A 19028-nucleotide genomic window follows, 5' to 3' on the forward strand; every position below is an offset into this window, starting at 1 on the left:
TCTATTGCCCTCACTCTACGTTAAATGTATAATCCGCGAAACGAATGACAGTACCTTCACCAATCGGAATCTCCGTATTCGGGGCAATCTTCTGATCATTGATATATGTGCCGTTTTCGCTGTTCATGTCGCTGACATAATAATTGATGCCGTTCCACCCGATAATCGCGTGAACCGGACTGACTGTATCCACATCTGTGATCAGTCCGTCCGCCTCCCCCGGATCTGTCCCGATCCGGAACTTTTCCTGTCGGATGATAAAGGTAAGCGGATGCGGTGTGTTAATGCTCTTCAATGTGAGACTTTCGTTGTCGAGCTCAGCCGGAGACCGCTGCTCCAAAGCAGTGGAAAGGCTCTTCCAGTCGCCGAAATTCTGCTGCTTCTGATAGGCGATCTGCCTGCAGACAAATTCACCGCCATCGCGATCCGATACCAGATCTTCTATCAGGGAGTAGAGCCGCTTCATATAGATACCGCTATGCCTGGACTCCTCAGGTATGGTTGCCGGAAGGCAGATCAGATACACCTGTCCTCCGTCATCCAGATAGATGCTGTCCGTATCCCAGATGACATTCTCCAGTGAAATTTCCTCATGCTCTGACAGAGCGCTCACTCTCTCAAGCAGCGCCTGAGCCGCCTTTGTCACCTCGTTTAGATCCATATCCTGCGTCGCCTCCCCGAGCGTTCTGTAACGCTCCGGGAAAAACGCCAGCTTGATTCGTTCGTTATAATGAATCCAGAAGCACGGAAACAATCCGTAGTCTGCTCCCTGTCCATTCACAAAGGCAAGGGCCCTCGTATCGAGCAGTTCTTCTGAATTAATCAAAAAATCCCTCATACTACATCCTCTGTCTGTAAGATTTCAGCTGTTTTCCGCCCCTCCTCAGATATCAGCCAGAGTCAATTGTACATCAGTTCACAAAATTATACAACTGCCGGCGAAACGCTCCGAAAACGCCGGAAATACAATACTGTCATTTGCAGCGTTTCCGGCCTTGCGGGTGTATTGAAACCATCCCGAAACAGATGCTCTGTTTATCAGATGGCCCTGAGCATCTCCCGGAGCTCCTCGACCGGAAGCTGTCCCGGCGCGGATGCGTCTCCGACGATTCCAAAGGTCATCGCTGACCCGGTGATCCTTCCGCTCACACGGCTGAGCCTCCCAAGGTCTCCCATCGCCATCGTCACGAGTGGACTTGCAAACTGACGGTTCTTCTCTTCGGTGACACTCATAAGCCGGATCACATCCTTTGGTTTCTTAGGCATAACAGCTACTTTCAACACATCCGCCCCGGTTCGTGACAGTCTGTCGAATACGAGATCCAGCTCCGGTTTTTTAGGCGTTCTGCTGAAGTTGTGCCAGGACGCGATCACCGGCATCCCAAGCTCATGAACCTCGGAGATCAGGAGCTCTGTATTGATCTCAGGATTCAATCCCTCAATATCAACCAGAGAAACTTCCGGACGTCCGGCTGCATACAGAAGCATTGAGCGGTATTCTTCCGGCGTCAGCTGTCCCATACCTCCCTCTCTCTTTGTCCGGATGGTGAAGAGGATGGGAGTCTCACCCAGAATTTCCCGGAGGGACATAAGCACCTCCGCCACCTTCTCCACGTCTCCGAGGTCCTCAAAATAATCGGCACGCCATTCCACAAGATCTGGAGACGCCACAGCAGCTTCTCGTGCCTGTGCTTCCAGTTCATCCTTTCCTGTCCCGGTTAACGGAACACAGATTTTCGGCAGTCCCTCTCCCAGAATCACCCCGTTCTTCAGGTTCAGCGGTTTCTTGACTGCCTTCACCGGCTTCGGTGATTTTGAAGGCTTTTCGCGACGCCACTCATAGAGCGAACGCTGTTTTTTCTCGTGAACCTTATTTCGTCTCATTTCCTGTCCTTTATGATTCGCATTTACGTCCCCATCTTTCCGCGCACCAATGCCATCTGTCTTCCCTGCGGGCGTAACATTCTCATTCTCCCCAGGCCGCTCATTCTCACCATCTCCAGGCTGCTCATTCGTTTCTTCTCCGGACAGTTCATTCTCACCATCTTCAGGCTGCTCATTCGTTTCTTCACCGGACAGTTCATTCTCACCATCTCCGGGATGCTCATTCGTTTCTTCTCCAGACAGCCCGTTTTCATACTCGCCGGACAGTATATGCTTATCCTCTCCGGGCTGCTCATTCTCAGCCTCTAAGGACGGCCGGTCTGTGGGCTCTTTCGCCGCACCGCTCAGCTGTTCTGACAAATTTTCCTTCGTTGAATATGCTTCTGTTGTTTTTTTCTCCTGATTCATTTTCACGGAGTTCTCATCTGACGGACTGCTCTCATCACGTCCTGCCGTCGATTCCTTTTCATCCACAGTACTCCGGTCTTCCGTCAGCTTGCTCTTTCTTCCTAAAAAGGTATTTCTTTTTCTTCGTCTTGTGAACCACATATCTTCTCCTTTGTCCCTGAATCGCCGGACTTCCTGCTATCGCGGCAGAACCTCGACGATAATATCTGCAGTCTAAAACAGCCCGGATAGGTTCCGGGCTGTAAAATCTCTTAATATATCCAATTCGATAATTATGATCCCATTCGGTATCTCTGAGATCTGTTGTTCTTCTCCTGAATCAGACACAAGTCTTCCTTCCATGCAGGAACCGGAAAGATGTCCTTATTCCCTGCAGAGGGAAAATACACCTCCTGTGCTCCCTATCTCAGTGCTTCTGAAGGAAATCCGGAATCTGGATATCCTTCTTCGGTGTCTTCGGAGCTGTCGGTCTCGACGTGGTTGGTGCAGCGGCCGGCTTCGGAATCGTAAAGCTCGGCATGGAATAGGAAGGTGCAGTCTTAGCTGCGGCTCCGCTCCTGCGGTTCTGTGAGGAACCGAGGATTGTCGGCTCTGTCTTCTCGATTTTCTCCGCCTCTGCGTCCTTTACGTTCGCGACTCTGGCGGATGCATCATCCAGTCCGGTCGCAATTACTGTAATCTTGCAGGTATCCGGCGTGGAGTCGTCATACATCGCGCCGAAAATGATATTTGCGTCGTCGCCGGCAAGATTCTGTACATAGCTGGCAGCGTCATTGGCATCCATCAGGCTGATATCTCCTGAGATATTGATGATGACATTGGAAGCACCCTCAATCGTTGTCTCCAGAAGTGGGGACTGAACCGCCTCCTGAACCGCCTCAAGTGCCTTGTCATCGCCCTTGGAAGCGCCGATTCCGATATGCGCCATCCCCTTGTCCTTCATAACCGTCTGTACATCCGCGAAGTCAAGGTTGATCAGCGCGGGTACATTGATCAGATCCGTAATGCCCTGCACTGCCTCCTGAAGCACCTCATCCGCCTTCTTCAATGCCTCCGGCATCGTCGTGCGGCGATCCACGATCTCGAGAAGCTTATCATTAGGGATCACAATTAAGGTGTCTACATTCTGCTTCAGTCTGTCGATACCGGAAAGAGCATTTGTCATCCGCTGCTTTGCTTCAAAACGGAACGGCTTGGTAACCACACCGACTGTCAGGCATCCGGCTTCCTTTGCCAGACTTGCAACCACCGGAGCAGCACCGGTTCCGGTTCCGCCGCCCATACCGCAGGTGACGAATACCATGTCGGCGCCTTCCACGAGCTTCTTGATCTCGTCCGCACTCTCCTCTGCCGCCTTCTGTCCTACCTCAGGCTTTGCTCCTGCCCCAAGTCCCTTGGTAACCTTCTCGCCGATCTGCAGAACAGTCGGTGCCTTACAAAGTGTCAGTGCCTGCTTATCTGTATTGATTCCAACGAATTCCACCCCTCCGATGGACTCGTCTACCATTCTGTTTACGGCATTGTTGCCGGCGCCTCCGACACCAATTACCACAATCTTTGCTGAAGATTCAGCCTCGTTCGTCATAATCTCTAACAAAATGCTTCCTCCTTTATCTGACCAGAGACCTGAAGCAGGTCTTCTGCCAATTATTTATCTTCCCTCATTCCTTATAATCAAAGAAAATAACACACTTCCTATAATATAGTCTTCGTTGGAAATATTCAACACTTTTTCAAAAAAACGTAGGCGCCCGCGGTCATCAGTATGCAGCTCCGCCATAGCCATCCGCCGTTCCGTCTGTGCCGGCGTCATCGGTGTTTTCATTTCCATATGTGGCATCCATGCTTCCATCTCCGCCGGTGCCATCGGTATCTACGTCTCCGTATGTGGCGTCCGTGCTTCCGTCTCCGCCGGTGCCATCGGTATCTACGTCTCCGTATGTGGCGTCCGTGCTTCCGTCTCCGCCGGTGCCATCGGTATCTGCGTCTCCGTATGTGACACTCGTGCTTCCGTCTCCGCCCACGGTATACGTATCTGCCGATCCGCCGTTTTCATCCGTTGTACCCGCTCTCTCAGCGGCCGTATTCCCCGCACCGGCAGTCTTCCCGGAAGCAGCCGTCGTTCCCGTACCTCCGGAACTGTCGGAGGAGTTCTCTCCCGTCTCCGTCGTATCGAAGATGATATTTACGGTATCCTCCGTATAGGACTCAAGATGAAGTGTTCCTTCCATTCCAGAGAGCTGAGGCAGAATCGCCGCAGCCTTCGTCATCTTGTCCTCCAGAAGCGTATCCTGTCCAAGAAGAATCTTCACCTTGCCATCGTTGTAATACAGGGTAATATTCTGGTCCTTGTCAAATACGATCTTATCGGGCCTGATTCCGAATTTGCTGATCAGCCGGCTTAAGGCCTGTATCGTTGAAAAAACGCTATTGTCTGAAACCGGAACGGCCTTTCCAACCGTCAATTTCTTGTCGGTCAGTCCGATAATCCTTGTAACATCTGTCAATGCCGGATGATACTCCGTGTCAGCGGAAGAGCCGCCAGCAGATTCAGAAGAACCGGTTGAAACAGCCTGAAGTACATCGGATCCATTCTCCGTCTGACTCGCAGAGGAATCCGCTGCAGCTACCGCAGACGCCTGAGCCTTCTCCTTTTTCTCTTCTTCTTTCGCTGCCTTCGCATTATCATAGTCGGTCTGTGTGATGTCGGGAACGCCGTCGCCGTCAATATCAATCAGTCCGACACCAGAAGTCGTCTGATCAACCATCCCGTCGCCATCGGTGTCCACAAGCCAGTTTCCCTCCGCATCTGTCTCGGGAACGCCGTCGCCGTTGAGATCCACCAGCGTAGCAGTAAGGCCGAGCGACTTGTAATCGGTCTTCTGCGTGCCGGATGAAGAAACCGAAGAGGAAGAAACGGACGAAGAAGAAACCGCTGACGAAGACACCACGGACTCTGTCTCCTCCTCATCAGACGTTGGATTATCGTCCTTGACCGCTTCCAGCACGATTCCGTTTGCATCAAAATAATAGTTGATTCCGTCCTGCTGAACATATCCAACCGGAGAATTTTCATTTACTACGAGCCTGACACTGCTGTGGCCCGTGTATTCCACATGTATAGACGAGATGAACGGTGCGTTTTCAGGCTTAATCGTCTTCCTGACATAGCACAGATACAGAGAATTCCGATCTGCGAAGCCTCCGAACACCATCTCCCTGATCTCCTTTTCCGTATACCGCGAACTCCCTGTCACTTCCGCATTTCGATCCGGAACATAAAAAACGCCGATGAAAATCACGAAGCACACCAGAAGGCCTCCGACAGCCGCAAGGGTAATCCGCAATTTTTTCCTCCGGATCCTCTCCCGTTTTTTCTTTTCCTGATGTCCTCTTTTTTCCTGATCCAAAACGAACTCCTTTATTCGTGGCATCCGCACATGCTTCTGACGTACTGCTTGAACATATCTCCCCGCTGCTCGTAATTGTCAAACTGGCCCCAGCTCGCGCACGCCGGAGAGAGCAGAACGGCATCTCCGGGAACCGCATGTTCCGCGCAAGCCTTCGTCGCCTCCTCCAGATTATCGAAGAAAGCAATATCCTCCTTCGGGAAGCCAAGCCGCACTGCTGTCTCTGCGATCTTTTCTCTTGTCTGTCCGATCAGTGCGAGAAACTTTACTTTACCGTCAAACGCCTTGATCCATTCATCAAAAGCCAGCTCCTTGTCGAAACCGCCCCCGATCAGACAGGTCGGCCGGTTCATCGCCTGAATTCCCTTAATGGCAGCATCCGGATTCGTGCCCTTAGAATCGTTATAGTATCTTACGCCGTTTACCTCGGCCACATACTCTATGCGATGTTCAACTCCTTTGAAAGCGCATACCGTCTTACGGATACTCTCCACAGGTACACCCGCGTGATACGCCATGGCAACAGCAACCATGATGTTTTCAAAGTTATGAAGGCCGAGAAGCTGAAGATCATCTGTCCGGACTACCGGAAGCTTTTCCTTACCATCCGCGATGTAAATCGTACCGCCGTCCAGATATATTCCATGTTTCAGAACTCTGCGGCTGGAAAAATAGATCACCTCTGCTCTAACCTTGCTGCCGAATTCACGAAGTACATCGTCCTCATAATTTAGAACGCAGATATCCTCCGAAGTCTGATTTTCCGCGATCCGCTCCTTACACCGAATATATTCCGCCATTGTATGATGGCGGTTCAGGTGATCCTCTGTAATATTCGTAATTGCTGATGCAACCGGATGAAAACGGTCAATGGTCTCCAGCTGAAAGCTGCTGACTTCCGCCACTGTCCACGCGTTCTCACTCTGCTCGAGAACCACGTCTGTGTAAGGTGTCCCAATATTTCCAACCACATAGACCTCAGGGAAATAATCCTTCATAATCTCGCCCAGGAGCGTCACAGTTGTCGTTTTTCCATTCGTTCCTGTGACTGCGAGCACTTTCCCCTTGCCAATCCTGTAAGCAAGCTCAATCTCTCCCCAGACCGGAATCCCTCTCGCGTAAAAATCCTGTACAACCGGTATGTCGCAGGGAACTCCCGGGCTCATGACCACAAGGTCAATCTGTTTCGCCTTCTCCTCCGGGAGACTGCCGAGAATGATCTCCACATCCCGGCCCAGATTATCAAGAATCTTCTTCCGGTCCGCTTTCTCATTGCCGTCATAAATCACCGGCACCGCACCCTTTGCCAGTAGAAGGTGTGCTGCGCCGATACCGCTTTTTCCGGATCCGAATACAAGTACTTTCTTTCCCTTTAAATCCATGTCTATGTCCCTTCTTTATTCTGAAATAACGGCTCCGTTTCCGGAGCCTGGATATTTACCTCTGATAAATCCTGTGCCGGTCCTGACTCGCCGCATTACTTTGTGACAGGAAAACAGCTTTGTCATTGTACTCACCGGTCTTGCTGCGCCTGACCCTGACTCGCCGTATTACTTTGTGGCGAGGAGGCAGAGCAGAGCCGTAATAATCGTGAAGGTTGTCACAATCCTGGTCTCAGACCATCCACAAAGCTCGAAATGATGGTGAATCGGCGTCATCTTGAAGATCCGTTTTCCGTGGGTCAGCTTGAAATACGTTACCTGAAGCGCTACAGACACCAGCTCAAAAGCATAGATAAATCCGACAATCGGAATGTACAGCGGCATCTTCATCATATACGCGCTCCCGGCAACAAAGCCGCCCAGCGCCAGAGATCCGGTATCTCCCATGAAGATCTTCGCCGGATAAGCGTTGAACAGAAGGAATCCCATCAGAGAGCCGACCACAGCAAAGGTAACGGGCGTGATTCCGCCGGAAAGCATCATCGACGATACCGAGAAGAACAGTGCAACCACAATCGTGACGGAGGATGCAAGCCCGTCCAGACCGTCGGTGAAGTTTACACCGTTCACCGTCGCGAGAATCACAAGAAAAGCGAATGGAATACTGAAGGCCCCGAAATCGACAGATGCCGCTGTGTTGAACGGAACGAGCATGGAAAGGGAAACACCGTACACATGCACCATCACATACAGAAAGACGGCGGTCACAACAAATTCAAGAATCAGCTTCTGCCATGCAATAAGTCCGTCGGAACGGTGAAGTACCACCTTCAGAAAGTCATCCAGAAAGCCTACCAGTCCGAAGCCAAAGGTCAGTATCATGATCGGGACGATGGCCGGCTCTGACCGGAAATAGAGAAGCGCCACCACAAGAATTCCCGCGATAATCGCAATACCGCCCATCGTCGGTGTTCCCGCCTTCTTCAGATGAGATGCAACGCCCTCCTTCCGTTCTGTCTGATCTACCTTTTTGCGATTCAAAAAAGGAATCAGCAGTCCTGTGCAGACCGCAGTCACCAGAAACGCTATAAATACCGGTAAAAATTCAATCCATCTCATATTCTGTCTCCCACTCCTGATTTCATATGATAACTGACCGGCGCCCCGAAAAAGCCCGGTCAGTTAACACTCCGACTATTTTTTCGCAGTCCTTGTGCCGTACACATATATTACATAATTTGCGCATCCTGTCAACCGCCTGCGGGATATATTCCATTACTGATTCTCCGCCAGGTAATTTGAAAGGTCTTCATTGCTGACGCCATCGGTAAAGTAATCGTTCCCGCTCTCGGTATCCTCCGAACCGATGTCCACGGTCGGCAGATCCGTTCCATCCTGTGCCGTTCCTACGGTTGTATCATTGCCAGTCACAGTTTCTCCCGCCTCCGTCGTAGACGCATCCGTCTCTCCATTTCCAGAAGGTGTGGCATTTCCGGAAGCTGAACCTCCCGTTGTCGTATAAATCGGGCCATTCTCGCCAATCGAGAACTCCTTGTTGATCATTTGCGCAGTAGTTACAAAGCCTGTCTCGACATCTGAAGCAGTGTACCCGTCTTCATCCGGGAAGATATTCATATATGGAAGAAGCTCCGTGAAGATGTTCCGGGCAATGCTTTCGGCGTAGCATGAAGATTCCTGATTCTCTGCGTTCGGCTCATCAACCGTAACATAGACCACAACCTTCGGATCGTCAAGCGGCGCAAATCCGATAAAGGAAAGAATATACTTGTTGTTGCCCCGCGGAAGCGTCTCTGCGGTTCCTGTTTTTCCTCCCATGCTGTAGCCCGGAATTTTTGCCACATAGCCGGTTCCGCCATACTCCATTATCGTTCCCATGGCCTCCCGGACCTTCTCACTCACCGCCTCGGTGTTCGTCCTTCTTTCAAGAACCGGGTTAATGGTCTGAACCACAGCACCATTTTCATCCGTGATCTGCTTAACGACGTGCGGTTTATAATAATAGCCGCCGTTGATGGCTGCGGAGATCGCAGCGGCCTCCTGAATCATCGTTACAGTGAATCCCTGCCCGAAGGAGGATGTTGCCAGCTCGACCGGTCCCATGGTATCCGCGTCAAACAGGAGGCCCGAGCTCTCCCCGGGAAGATCTATGCCGGTCTTCATGCCGAAATTAAAGATGTTGTCGTATTTGAGGAAGTTCTTCTCGCCAATCAATGCGCCAATCTGCATCAGCGCATCGTTGCAGGAATACTTCACTACCTCGTCAACCGTAACCTGCCCGTGAGTGCCCTCGCAGGCAATATATTTATCGGCCACCTGCTGTCCCCCGTCACAGATAAAGGTGGAATTATCATTCAGAACTCCGGTCGTGTATCCCTCTGCGACAGTGATCGGCTTGTAAACCGATCCCGGCTCAAAAGCATTTGATATGGTAAAGTTCTGCCACAGATTGCTCAGAGCATCCATCATATCGTCATTGCTCATCTTCTTGATCTCTTCCTCGGAATAGAAAGGAGTCAGATCACGCGGGTTATTCAGGTCATACCATTTATCGGAATCCAGGCCCAGAACTTCTCCAGTGTTCGGATCCATCACAACGACACCTACATTTTTTGCGCCGTTATTCTTCTCTTCATTATCTGCCTGCTCATTCTCATACGCTTCCAGCGCGTCACGGATAATCTGCTGGACATTAACATCGATCGTGGATACGACGTTATCCCCGTCCTTCGCGGCAATAGTAGACTGCTCTACATCCGCGTTATCGGTGTAATATCCATACTGTCTTCCGTCGACTCCGTTGAGAATGTCTGAGTAGTATCCTTCAATTCCCCAGTCCGCGGTTGTGCCGTCATAGGTAAAGCCGATCGTGTCGCAGGCAAGTGAATTCAGCGGATACGTCCGGACATAATTTTCTTCAAACCAGACTCCCTTGATGTCTTCCCTTTCTTCCTTCTCCTCATCGGTGAGTTTCGCATTTTCCTCGCTGGTCACATCTGTGTATTCTTCGAATTTTTGCTTGTCCGTGATGGACAATCCTTTCTTCAGAATCTGATACTGGCTGTTCTTTGTCTCATCATCCGTAAGCAGCTTGCGAATCGAAGCCTCATCAATTCCCAGAACATTGACAAGTGCCTTTACCGTAGGCTCCAGATATGTCTGGCTGGAAGTCCCGTCCAGACCGTTCACCTCAGTATTCACGACCTTACAGTCCAGAATGACATTGTACTCCTTCTCACTTGAGGCCAGAATTGTCCCGTTCCGGTCTGTAATATCTCCTCTCCGATAAGGAATCGTCGAGCTCGAGTACTGCTGCTGTGCCTGTGTCTGCACGATTCTTTCATACCGCTCACCCTGAGAGGCGTTGATATAGGTAATCCGAAGGGCAAGCCCCGCCAGGCATAGGACAACCAGAAGGAACAGACCCACAAGCTTTCTGCTCGTCCTGTATCCGATCCGGCGCTGACGCATGCGTCGCTCTCTTCTCTTTTCCAGACGTTCTCTTCGATTCGTTCTTCTGCTCAAATCAAATCTCCTTTTTCAGGCGCACAGTTCTGTCTTTTCCCGAGAAAAGCAGTCCCAGAATATACTTTTCTGTGCAAAAAACATCAGAACCATATGAACTAATCTGGGAAGCCGCGGATACGCACTGTCTGACGACAGCGGCGCGTCTTCTCAGATCAATTCACATGGTTCTGAAATTATAACATAATAATGTCTGCCTGTCTCGTTTTCCATTCAGCATCCCGGATCCATCGGTGATTCGCAGTCGTTTTTCTCTCCCGACTCATCCGAATCAGCCATCGTCTTCCGATAAGTTCTGGTACTGACGCACATAGCTCTCATCCTCTGCGCTGTAATAACGAATCTGGGATTCCGTTGCGTAATGCATATTCAGCTTATTCAATGCCGTATCTTTCACATCATCCATCGACAGTGATGCCATGGTTTCCTTGTAATATGCGTCATTATCCGCTTTAAGCTGACTGAGCGCATTCTGCATCGAGGCGATTTCCTCTGTCTGATTGGTCAGATCAGAGCGGAGCTGCAGATAATGAATGCAGAGAAAAACCGTGACGATACATACTGCGGAAAGAAAAAGAACATATCCGGCGCTCATATTCTTCGCCCTGGCGCGGTTGCTCTTTGTCCGCTCACTCACCTTCGGCTTTACCTCCTCAATAATGTCCTCCTCTGTCTCTTCCTCGAAACTTCGGACGGCATTACCGTCTTCATATGATTCCTGCAGTCTGTAGTACTTTGCCGAACCCGATTTTATCGAATTTACCCTTCGTTTTGCATTTGTATATGATTTCGTATTTCTTCTGGCCATTCCTGTTATCCTGTATTCAGGAGAATCATCCTGCGCTTCGCTTCTCGAATACCCTGAGCTTGGCACTCTTCGAGCGGGGATTTTCTTCCATTTCTTCTACCGATGGAACGATAGGCTTTCGTGTAACTACAAAACCTTTTGACTTTCTTCCGCATACACAGACCGGAAACTGCGGAGGACAGATACACGGGTTTTCATTTCTTTTAAAAATGTTCTTGACGATGCGGTCCTCCAGAGAATGAAACGTAATCACACAGATTCTTCCGCCCTCATTCAGCAGACCGATCATGCTGTCCAGCGAATCCTTCAGAACATCAAGTTCACCGTTAACCTCTATACGGATCGCCTGAAACGTCCGCTTCGCCGGATGTCCGCCTGTCGCTCTCATTCTGGCCGGAATAGAGGCCTTGATGATACCGGCAAGTTCTCCGGTTGTCCGGATTGGTTTTTTCTCCCGCTCCAGACAGATATGTTTGGCGATATTCTCGGCAAATTTCTCCTCACCATAATCACGAATCACTTGATACAACTGCTCTTTGCTGTAGGTGTTTACGACCGTATAAGCAGAAAGCTCACGCCTCTGGTCCATTCTCATGTCCAGTGGGGCGTCTGCCCGGTAGGTAAATCCACGGCTTGAATCATCCAGCTGGTGCGAAGATACACCAAGATCCAGCAATATACCGTCTGCGCCGGCAATGCCCTGATCTGTCAGCATGCTTTTCATCTCGTGATAGTTGCCCCGAAGAATCGTTACCCGATCCTTATATTCCATAAGACGATTCCCGGCCGCCTCAATCGCGTCAGCATCCTGATCAATCCCGATGAGTCTTCCCCCACCTGTAAGACGCTTGCAAACTTCAAATGCGTGTCCGCCACCCCCTAATGTGCCGTCCACGTAGATTCCGTCAGGCTTAATCTTCAGATTCTCGATGGTCTCATTTAACAATACCGATTTATGACTGAATTCCATATCCCAGCTCCTGCATCAGACTTCAGATTGACACTCCAATATCCTGCAGTCCCTTCGCAATGGCATCCATGTCTTCGTAATCGTTGTTATCCGCCCACCGGTCCTTGCTCCAGACTTCAATGCGATCCAGGTTCCCGGCCAGAATCACATCCTTTTCCAGACCTGCATATTCCCGCAGCGTACCCGGCACGAGAATTCTCCCCTGCTTGTCCAGTTCACAGCCTGTTGCTCCGCTGACAAAGAAACGGGTGAAGGTTCTTGCATCTTTACTTGTAAGTGGCAATTCGGCCAGTTTCTTCTCGAAGGCTTTCCACGATGCAGCCGGATAGATCGACAGACATCCATCCAATCCTCTTGTCAGGACAAAGTTCTCCCCAAGCTCCTCCCTGAACTTGGATGGGATGATCAGTCTTCCTTTGCTATCAATTGTATGGCTGTACTCACCCATGAACATAGAAACAATAACCTCATTCGTGACCGCGGCAGAGAATCCTCCACTTCCTCCCCAAGAAGCGTTCTGGTCTCCCTTTTCTACCACAATTCACCACAAATCACCACCTATGTTCCCATTTTAGTCTTGCGTCCTCTAAAAATCAACCGATTTTCGCGAAAATTATGTGAAAAAGCCAAGCCAAAAAACCGGCCCCGTTACAGGGCCGGTCTATTTTGTGTCTTATCGCAGATCTGATACATGATGTAGCGAAGCTGCCACTTTCAGGCAGCAGTGTCCTTCTGTAAATCGTACGCTGCGCCGGATCGTTGATGGCGCCAGGCTTAACCATGGCTATGATTCCAACCGCTCAATAGAATCAATGTCAGAGGCAAGGCTTTCTCCACAACATCTTCTTCGGTCAATTCGGAATATCCGGTATCAGCTCCACATAATACTGATCAAATTTATCCTTTAGTTTCTCCCGAATCGCGTCACGAATCAGATGCAGATGACGCAGAACCACAACATCCGATTCACTGTCAATGTAAATCTCCACCCAGGTCTTTCTTCCGGTCTGGATAACCTCGAGGAAGTTAATATCACATGAATATTTCCGCAGCTCCTCCTCAGCTACCGCACGTACCTCCTCAACGGTCTCCGGCGGTGCCGAGAACAGCAGAAGATTCCGGGTATTTGCCGCGATTTCCCGAATCGGACGGATGATCAGGACAATCGCCATCACCGACGCAATCACCGGATCCATGTAGGGCGTGACAAATGCATACAGCGTTTTCTTCAGGAAAATAGTCAGAAGAAAGGCCAGTGCAAGTCCCGCGCTGGTATATACATAAATTTTCCAGGAGTAGATCTCCGCTTCGATGATCATGGACTCATACTTGCGGCTGAGGTGCTTCAGAACCAGGCACATCGCCAGCGTGCCGATGCTCGAAATCATCTCATACAGAAAGACGGCACCGGCATCGATCATCTGCCCTCCGCCGATTATTGTGCGGATATTGTCGTACAGAAGATCGATATCCACAATTACCAGAGCGAGGTACTTCATGATAATAAACAGCGACTCCACCTGTCCGTACCCGTACGGATGCCGTTCCGATGCCGGCTTATAAAGAAACGGAATCAGAACCATCAACGGTCCAATGAGAATCACGTCGACGAAATCGAAGACAAAGTCCATCAGAACCGCTCTCGAACCCGCGATCAGAAAAATCAGGAACTCGGCGGCAGCAAATGCCACTGTCCCGATAAAAGAGATCCGCATCGCGAGCTTTTCAATTTTCAGTTTTTTCTCCTGCATACACAGATGTCTCCAATTTATACCAGCTCACGATACCAGCTCACCGATCACCGGCATCTCAGGTTCCAGGGCTCTTTCAATCCAAATGTGCTCAGTCATCTGCTCCGGCGGTGCCGGCCTTTACGCCAGCAAGAACGCTGTCGTGGGCCTGTTTTTCAAAAGCATCCTCCAGCGGCTCCAGATCAAAGCTTCCATATTTCCGTTCCAGTGCCGTTTTCAGCAGGAAATCGCAAAACTCCGGGTTCTTCGGCAGCACCGGCCCATGGCTGTAGGAACCAAAAACATTCCTGTAGTGCACGCCCTCTGTTCCATCTTCTCCGTTGTTTCCATAGCCCTTCAAAACCGTACCGAGCGGTTTCACGCCCTTGCCCAGATATGTTCTGCCGCTGTGATTTTCAAAACCGACAACCGTGCTTCCGCCACAGGAGGCATCCAGCCGGAAGGCATAATTATCAATCATCCGGGTGCTTCCGCCCCTGGTATAAAAATCAACCGCGCCCAGAAACTCACATCTGACTCCGTCATAGGTTTCATAGTAATGTCCGAGCATCTGGTAACCGCCGCAGATGCACAGAAATGTTTTTCCGTCCTCAATGGCTGAACGGATCGCGTCCGCCTTTCCTGCCTTCAGGTCCTTCAAAAGAACCTCCTGTTCAAAATCCTGGCCGCCGCCGATAAAGAACAGATCATATTGGGAGAGATCCTCATGATCTCCAAGGCCGACCCGCGTAATGCTCGCGTCAATGCCTCTCCACTCCAGCCGTTTCTGCATGCACCGGATATTTCCGCGGTCTCCGTACAGATTCAGCACTTCCGGATAGAGATGGCAGATTTTCAATTCACTCATAGCTCAACCTTCCTCTCCTTGTCAGCCTTTCCAGAATTCCTGTTTCCCGGTAATCGCTCCGAGCGCCGCCCGAAGAGAAAGCATGGATGTATAATTCGGAAGAATAAATACCGGAACCGTGCTTTTCTTCAGCTTTTCAATCAGTGCCGCATTATCTGCCACCTTCTCTATGTCCTCTTCCTCAGCGTCCGCGTACTTCAGCCTCAGGCGCATGTCGTCCGCTCTGTCTCCCAGAACAAAAGCATGCCTCATATGCGGATCCCGACAGACCTTTTCAAAATCCGCATCCCAGATCCAGGAGATATCATGTCCGTCCGCAGTCCGGTCATTCAGGCAGAAGACCGCCTGGTAATCCTCACCGAGTCCGGAGAGATAAGATAAGGCCTGATTGCACCCGGCCGGATTCTTCACCAGAATCATCTGAACCGGAACTTCTCCGAGCCGGAAGGTTTCCATTCTGCCGAAACTGCTGTGCACGTCCGCCAGCGAAGTGACGATCTCCTTACGGTCAAAGCCCGCTGCCTGATATGCGGCGATCGCGGCTGCACCGTTATAGATATTATAGACAGCCGGGAGCCCGATCGTGACCTCCTGCTCTGTCTCTGTGGCGGTGTCTCTGCCCTTGCCTTCCTCTGCCCCGGCAGCGTTGCTTTTGTCCCTTCCGCCTTCTGTCCCGTCGGCTGTTCCTCTGATCCTGCCATCTTCTGCGGCGGCGTCCGTACTCCCGTCTGCTCCGAACCGCATCCGCACAACACTCCCTGAGGAAGATACCTTCTCGATCCCGGTCACGGCAACCGCCGGACGGATCCTGCGGTATCCGCATTTCGGACAGCGGAACCCTCCCAGATGCGCATAGGTATGGTAATCATACTCATACTCTGTGCCGCACCGGATACAATATCTTGCGTCAGAAATCTCCACATTTTTCTGTTCTCCGACGGGACAGTCGATACCGAAATACGTCACCGGGTTCGGAACGCCGAGCGCCAGAGATGCCGTCAGGGAATCATCGGCGTTCAGACAGAGAATCGCGTCCGGAACCAGGCGGATTCCCTTACGTATCTCCTCAAGCGTATGCATGACCTCACCGTACCGGTCCAGCTGATCACGGAAAAGATTCGTCACGACAATCACCTTCGGATGTATCCTCGGGACGACCTGTTTGAGGGCGCCCTCATCGCATTCAATCACTGCATAGTGCTTTTTCGGTCTGCCTGTCGCCGTCGCGTTCGAGGTAAACTCCGCCGTAACGCCAGGAAGCAGATTTGCCCCGGACTTATTCGCAAGCACCTCTCTGCCGCTGCCCGAAAGCGCGTGATCGATCATATTCGAAGTCGTCGTCTTCCCGTTTGTTCCGGTCACCACAATGATTTCCATGTCCCGGGAAACCGTCTCCAGAATATCACCATCGATCTTCATCGCCAGCCGGCCCGGCGTCGTCGTGCCTCCCCGGTGCATCATCCGGAGTGCCGTCCTCGATGCCTTGCATGCCCCGACGGCAAGCATGGTTTTTAACAGATTTGCCATAGTTCTTCTTCCTTATTATATAGTCATGAAAGTACACTTCCCCGTGCGGGTAAGGTGCCTTTTTCCCTGGATCAACGTAAAAAACAACCTTACCATAGCACATGCCCCGCATGTTTTCAAGATTTCGGAGACCGTGATTATTATTTCACACAATCCTTTCATTTCCATGTTAAAATAAAATCGCAGAGGAAACAGCTGCTATAATCCAGAATACAGAACCTGCAGAAATGAGGCACATTATATGGAAATTGAAAGAAAATGGATGGTAAAGGGTTGGCCGGAGAAGCCCTTCCCTCTTCTTTTTGAATATCGGATGCGTCAGGGATATCTCTCGGTCACGCCGACCGTCCGGATCCGGGAGGAATCCAGAAGTGGAGGAGATACGGATTATATTCTCTGCTTCAAATCCTCAGGGACACTTGCCAGAAAAGAGATCGAGCTTTCCATCTCAGAAGACAAATTCATACAGCTGGAGGATCTCATCCAGCTCCCTCTGATCCCGAAAATCCGGAGGACATATCTGCTTCCGGACGGCAGCCATCTCGAAGTAAACCATGTCGACGAGGGGCAGAAAACGGAATTCTGGTACGCTGAAATCGAATTCCCGACCGTGGAAGCTGCTCTTTCCTGGAAACCGGAAGATACGGATCTTTCCGCCTATCTCAATGACGAAGTCACCGGAAAGCCCGGTCAGAGCATGGGTGCCTACTGGGTTCAGACAAGATGCACTGACGCGACAGACGCCGAGCCGGAGCCGCAGAGTGCGGATACGAAGGACGCCGGGCCGAAGCCGCAGAGTGCGGATACGAAGGGCGCCGGGCCGGAGCCGCAGACCACGGATACGAAGGACGCCGGGCCGGAGCCGCAGACCGCGGATACGGAAGACTCCGTTTACGGAAAATATAAGTCCGCGCTGAAGTTTGTGATGGACAGCATGACCGACCGCATCCGCGCCTATAACGACAGTTTTCGTTCCGAGAAGGGCGAAGGTATCTATGAACATCTCAGTGCCAGGATCAAGAGCGAGGAAAGCATGCGTGAGAAATGCAGACGGAAAGGTTTGCCCGAGACACCCGATTCCGCGCTCAATGTCATCACTGATGCAATCGGTATCCGCATCGTGACCCGATTCATCGACGACATCTACGCCATCATACGTCACCTGAAAGCATCCTCTGATCTGACTGTTATAACAGAAAAGGATTACATCCGAAACGCCAAGCCAAACGGTTACCGGAGTTACCATATGATTCTGAAGGCTGCCGTTCCGTATGAGGATGTCCGCGGAAATTTCCCGGGAGAATACTATGTCGAGATTCAGCTCCGGACCATTGCGATGGACATGTGGGCAAGTCTGGAACACCAGCTCAAGTACAAGCAGAACATATCCAATGCTTCGATGATCACCTCTGAACTGAAGCGGTGCGCGGATGAACTGGCGTCCTGCGACGTCTCTATGCAGACGATCCGCGCTCTGATCAACGGAGGCTCCGCTAAAGAGCAGTAAGACAAAGAGCCCGTCTGCCTGACATGCATCAGACCCGATGGAAATTTCAGGCCTGTCAGGCACCTCATGCCCGATCATGAGCATCCCGGACCCGATGGGCGACGCAGCAAGATAACAGCAGAAAGGAGCCATATAGATAGAATGAAATTATTACTGGCAGAAGATGAACCGGATCTCTCCCGCGCACTGGTCGCGGTTCTCTCACACGCAGGTTACGAAATTGACGCAGTTTATGACGGTGAAGCAGCCGTACAAAAAGCAGCGGCTGCCCCTTATGACTGCATGATCTTTGACATCATGATGCCGAAGATGGACGGGATCGAAGCCCTGAGGGTTCTGCGGAGCCGTGGCAACGTGACGCCCGTTATCATGCTCACGGCGAAGGCAGAAATTGACGACCGTATCACCGGTCTGGACGCCGGTGCCGACGACTATCTGACCAAACCCTTTGCAATGGGCGAGCTTCTCGCCCGGATCCGCTCACTCACCCGCCGCTCCGAGTCCTACACCCCAAAGCAGCTTCGCCTCGGAGATGTCACGCTGAATACCGATGAGCAGGAGCTCTCCAGTCACAACTCCATACGCCTGGCCGGCAAAGAGACAAAGATGATGGAATTTTTCATGCTGAACGCAGGAAAAGAGCTGACGACGCAGGAACTCCTCGACCATATCTGGAGCGATAATACTGATAAGGATCCGGAGATCGTATGGGTATATGTCTGCTATCTGCGCAACAAGCTTCAGGCAATCCGGGCTGATATTGAAATCGCCGGTGAACACGGCGGAACCTACGTGCTGCGTCAATTCAGATAATCAGCGAAGCGGGCCGACCGCCCCAGGCACTTAAATAAACGCGCAAGAGGCACATAATGGAATGTGTCCCGGCAGCGAGCCACACCCGCTGACACAAAGTGTGAAGCGGTGGGGTGAACGCCGCAGCAGACCGACAAAGCCGGTTATCTGTGGGATTGCGGGAGTGCAAAGCGCGGAG

Annotated in this window: 15 protein-coding genes; 2 read left to right on the plus strand and 13 right to left on the minus strand. The window is 51.2% G+C overall.

The annotated features are described in order from the left end of the window. Positions 1-10: 10 nt before the first annotated feature. From ACTNDI_RS00320 to ACTNDI_RS00380, 13 genes are all read right to left on the minus strand, one after another. Positions 11-826, minus strand: coding sequence for an FHA domain-containing protein (locus ACTNDI_RS00320; RefSeq protein WP_441098769.1), 816 nt, complete (start codon positions 824-826; stop codon positions 11-13). A 212-nt stretch (positions 827-1038) separates the two neighbouring features. Further along, positions 1039-2433: a type I 3-dehydroquinate dehydratase gene (gene aroD / locus ACTNDI_RS00325; RefSeq protein WP_441098770.1), complete on the minus strand. Its 1395-nt coding sequence runs from the start codon at positions 2431-2433 to the stop codon at positions 1039-1041. A gap of 265 nt (positions 2434-2698) precedes the next feature. After that, the gene (gene ftsZ / locus ACTNDI_RS00330) at positions 2699-3877 is read right to left on the minus strand and encodes a cell division protein FtsZ (RefSeq protein ID WP_441098925.1); all 1179 of its coding nucleotides are present in this window, start codon (positions 3875-3877) and stop codon (positions 2699-2701) included. Between the two features lie 175 nt (positions 3878-4052). Then, positions 4053-5702, minus strand: a complete 1650-nt coding sequence (locus ACTNDI_RS00335) for a hypothetical protein (RefSeq protein ID WP_441098771.1) — start codon at positions 5700-5702, stop codon at positions 4053-4055. 11 nt (positions 5703-5713) lie between these two features. Continuing rightward, on the minus strand, positions 5714-7084 hold the full coding sequence (gene murD, locus ACTNDI_RS00340) for a UDP-N-acetylmuramoyl-L-alanine--D-glutamate ligase (protein ID WP_441098772.1): 1371 nt from the start codon (positions 7082-7084) through the stop codon (positions 5714-5716). Positions 7085-7252: 168 nt separating this feature from the next. Next, positions 7253-8203, minus strand: coding sequence for a phospho-N-acetylmuramoyl-pentapeptide-transferase (gene mraY / locus ACTNDI_RS00345; protein ID WP_441098773.1), 951 nt, complete (start codon positions 8201-8203; stop codon positions 7253-7255). 156 nt (positions 8204-8359) lie between these two features. Beyond that, positions 8360-10627 (minus strand): peptidoglycan D,D-transpeptidase FtsI family protein, encoded by a 2268-nt coding sequence (locus ACTNDI_RS00350; RefSeq protein WP_441098774.1) that lies wholly within the window; start codon positions 10625-10627, stop codon positions 8360-8362. A gap of 271 nt (positions 10628-10898) precedes the next feature. Continuing rightward, positions 10899-11435, minus strand: coding sequence for a hypothetical protein (locus ACTNDI_RS00355; RefSeq protein WP_441098775.1), 537 nt, complete (start codon positions 11433-11435; stop codon positions 10899-10901). Between the two features lie 25 nt (positions 11436-11460). After that, positions 11461-12405, minus strand: coding sequence for a 16S rRNA (cytosine(1402)-N(4))-methyltransferase RsmH (gene rsmH, locus ACTNDI_RS00360; RefSeq protein ID WP_441098776.1), 945 nt, complete (start codon positions 12403-12405; stop codon positions 11461-11463). 22 nt (positions 12406-12427) lie between these two features. Continuing rightward, positions 12428-12859, minus strand: coding sequence for a division/cell wall cluster transcriptional repressor MraZ (mraZ, locus tag ACTNDI_RS00365; RefSeq protein ID WP_441098926.1), 432 nt, complete (start codon positions 12857-12859; stop codon positions 12428-12430). Between the two features lie 397 nt (positions 12860-13256). After that, on the minus strand, positions 13257-14156 hold the full coding sequence (locus ACTNDI_RS00370) for a cation diffusion facilitator family transporter (RefSeq protein ID WP_441098777.1): 900 nt from the start codon (positions 14154-14156) through the stop codon (positions 13257-13259). A gap of 91 nt (positions 14157-14247) precedes the next feature. Continuing rightward, the gene (locus ACTNDI_RS00375; protein ID WP_441098778.1) at positions 14248-15003 is read right to left on the minus strand and encodes a type 1 glutamine amidotransferase; all 756 of its coding nucleotides are present in this window, start codon (positions 15001-15003) and stop codon (positions 14248-14250) included. Positions 15004-15024: 21 nt separating this feature from the next. Continuing rightward, entirely contained in the window at positions 15025-16530 is a 1506-nt protein-coding gene (locus ACTNDI_RS00380; protein WP_441098779.1) for a MurT ligase domain-containing protein, read from the minus strand. A gap of 241 nt (positions 16531-16771) precedes the next feature. On the opposite strand from ACTNDI_RS00380, the gene ACTNDI_RS00385 reads away from it, so the two are divergent. Together ACTNDI_RS00385 and ACTNDI_RS00390 are read left to right on the plus strand one after the other, a co-directional pair. After that, complete coding sequence (locus ACTNDI_RS00385) at positions 16772-18037, plus strand: hypothetical protein (RefSeq protein ID WP_441098780.1); 1266 nt, start codon at positions 16772-16774, stop codon at positions 18035-18037. A gap of 141 nt (positions 18038-18178) precedes the next feature. Beyond that, on the plus strand, positions 18179-18850 hold the full coding sequence (locus ACTNDI_RS00390; protein ID WP_441098781.1) for a response regulator transcription factor: 672 nt from the start codon (positions 18179-18181) through the stop codon (positions 18848-18850). The last annotated feature ends 178 nt before the right edge of the window (positions 18851-19028 follow it).

Origin of the sequence: Bilifractor sp. HCP3S3_D3 (assembly GCF_052063915.1) — a bacterium.
Classification (GTDB): Bacteria; Bacillota; Clostridia; order Lachnospirales; family Lachnospiraceae; genus Bilifractor.

What these genes read in the sequence shown, in the direction of transcription:
- aroD (WP_441098770.1), bottom strand. Translation starts at nt 2,433, where the DNA reads ATGTGGTTCACAAGACGAAGAAAAAGAAATACCTTTTTAGGAAGAAAG.
- ftsZ (WP_441098925.1), bottom strand. Translation starts at nt 3,877, where the DNA reads ATGACGAACGAGGCTGAATCTTCAGCAAAGATTGTGGTAATTGGTGTC.
- murD (WP_441098772.1), bottom strand. Translation starts at nt 7,084, where the DNA reads ATGGATTTAAAGGGAAAGAAAGTACTTGTATTCGGATCCGGAAAAAGC.
- mraY (WP_441098773.1), bottom strand. Translation starts at nt 8,203, where the DNA reads ATGAGATGGATTGAATTTTTACCGGTATTTATAGCGTTTCTGGTGACT.
- ACTNDI_RS00355 (WP_441098775.1), bottom strand. Translation starts at nt 11,435, where the DNA reads ATGGCCAGAAGAAATACGAAATCATATACAAATGCAAAACGAAGGGTA.
- rsmH (WP_441098776.1), bottom strand. Translation starts at nt 12,405, where the DNA reads ATGGAATTCAGTCATAAATCGGTATTGTTAAATGAGACCATCGAGAAT.
- mraZ (WP_441098926.1), bottom strand. Translation starts at nt 12,859, where the DNA reads ATGTTCATGGGTGAGTACAGCCATACAATTGATAGCAAAGGAAGACTG.
- ACTNDI_RS00370 (WP_441098777.1), bottom strand. Translation starts at nt 14,156, where the DNA reads ATGCAGGAGAAAAAACTGAAAATTGAAAAGCTCGCGATGCGGATCTCT.
- ACTNDI_RS00375 (WP_441098778.1), bottom strand. Translation starts at nt 15,003, where the DNA reads ATGAGTGAATTGAAAATCTGCCATCTCTATCCGGAAGTGCTGAATCTG.
- ACTNDI_RS00380 (WP_441098779.1), bottom strand. Translation starts at nt 16,530, where the DNA reads ATGGCAAATCTGTTAAAAACCATGCTTGCCGTCGGGGCATGCAAGGCA.
- ACTNDI_RS00385 (WP_441098780.1), top strand. Translation starts at nt 16,772, where the DNA reads ATGGAAATTGAAAGAAAATGGATGGTAAAGGGTTGGCCGGAGAAGCCC.
- ACTNDI_RS00390 (WP_441098781.1), top strand. Translation starts at nt 18,179, where the DNA reads ATGAAATTATTACTGGCAGAAGATGAACCGGATCTCTCCCGCGCACTG.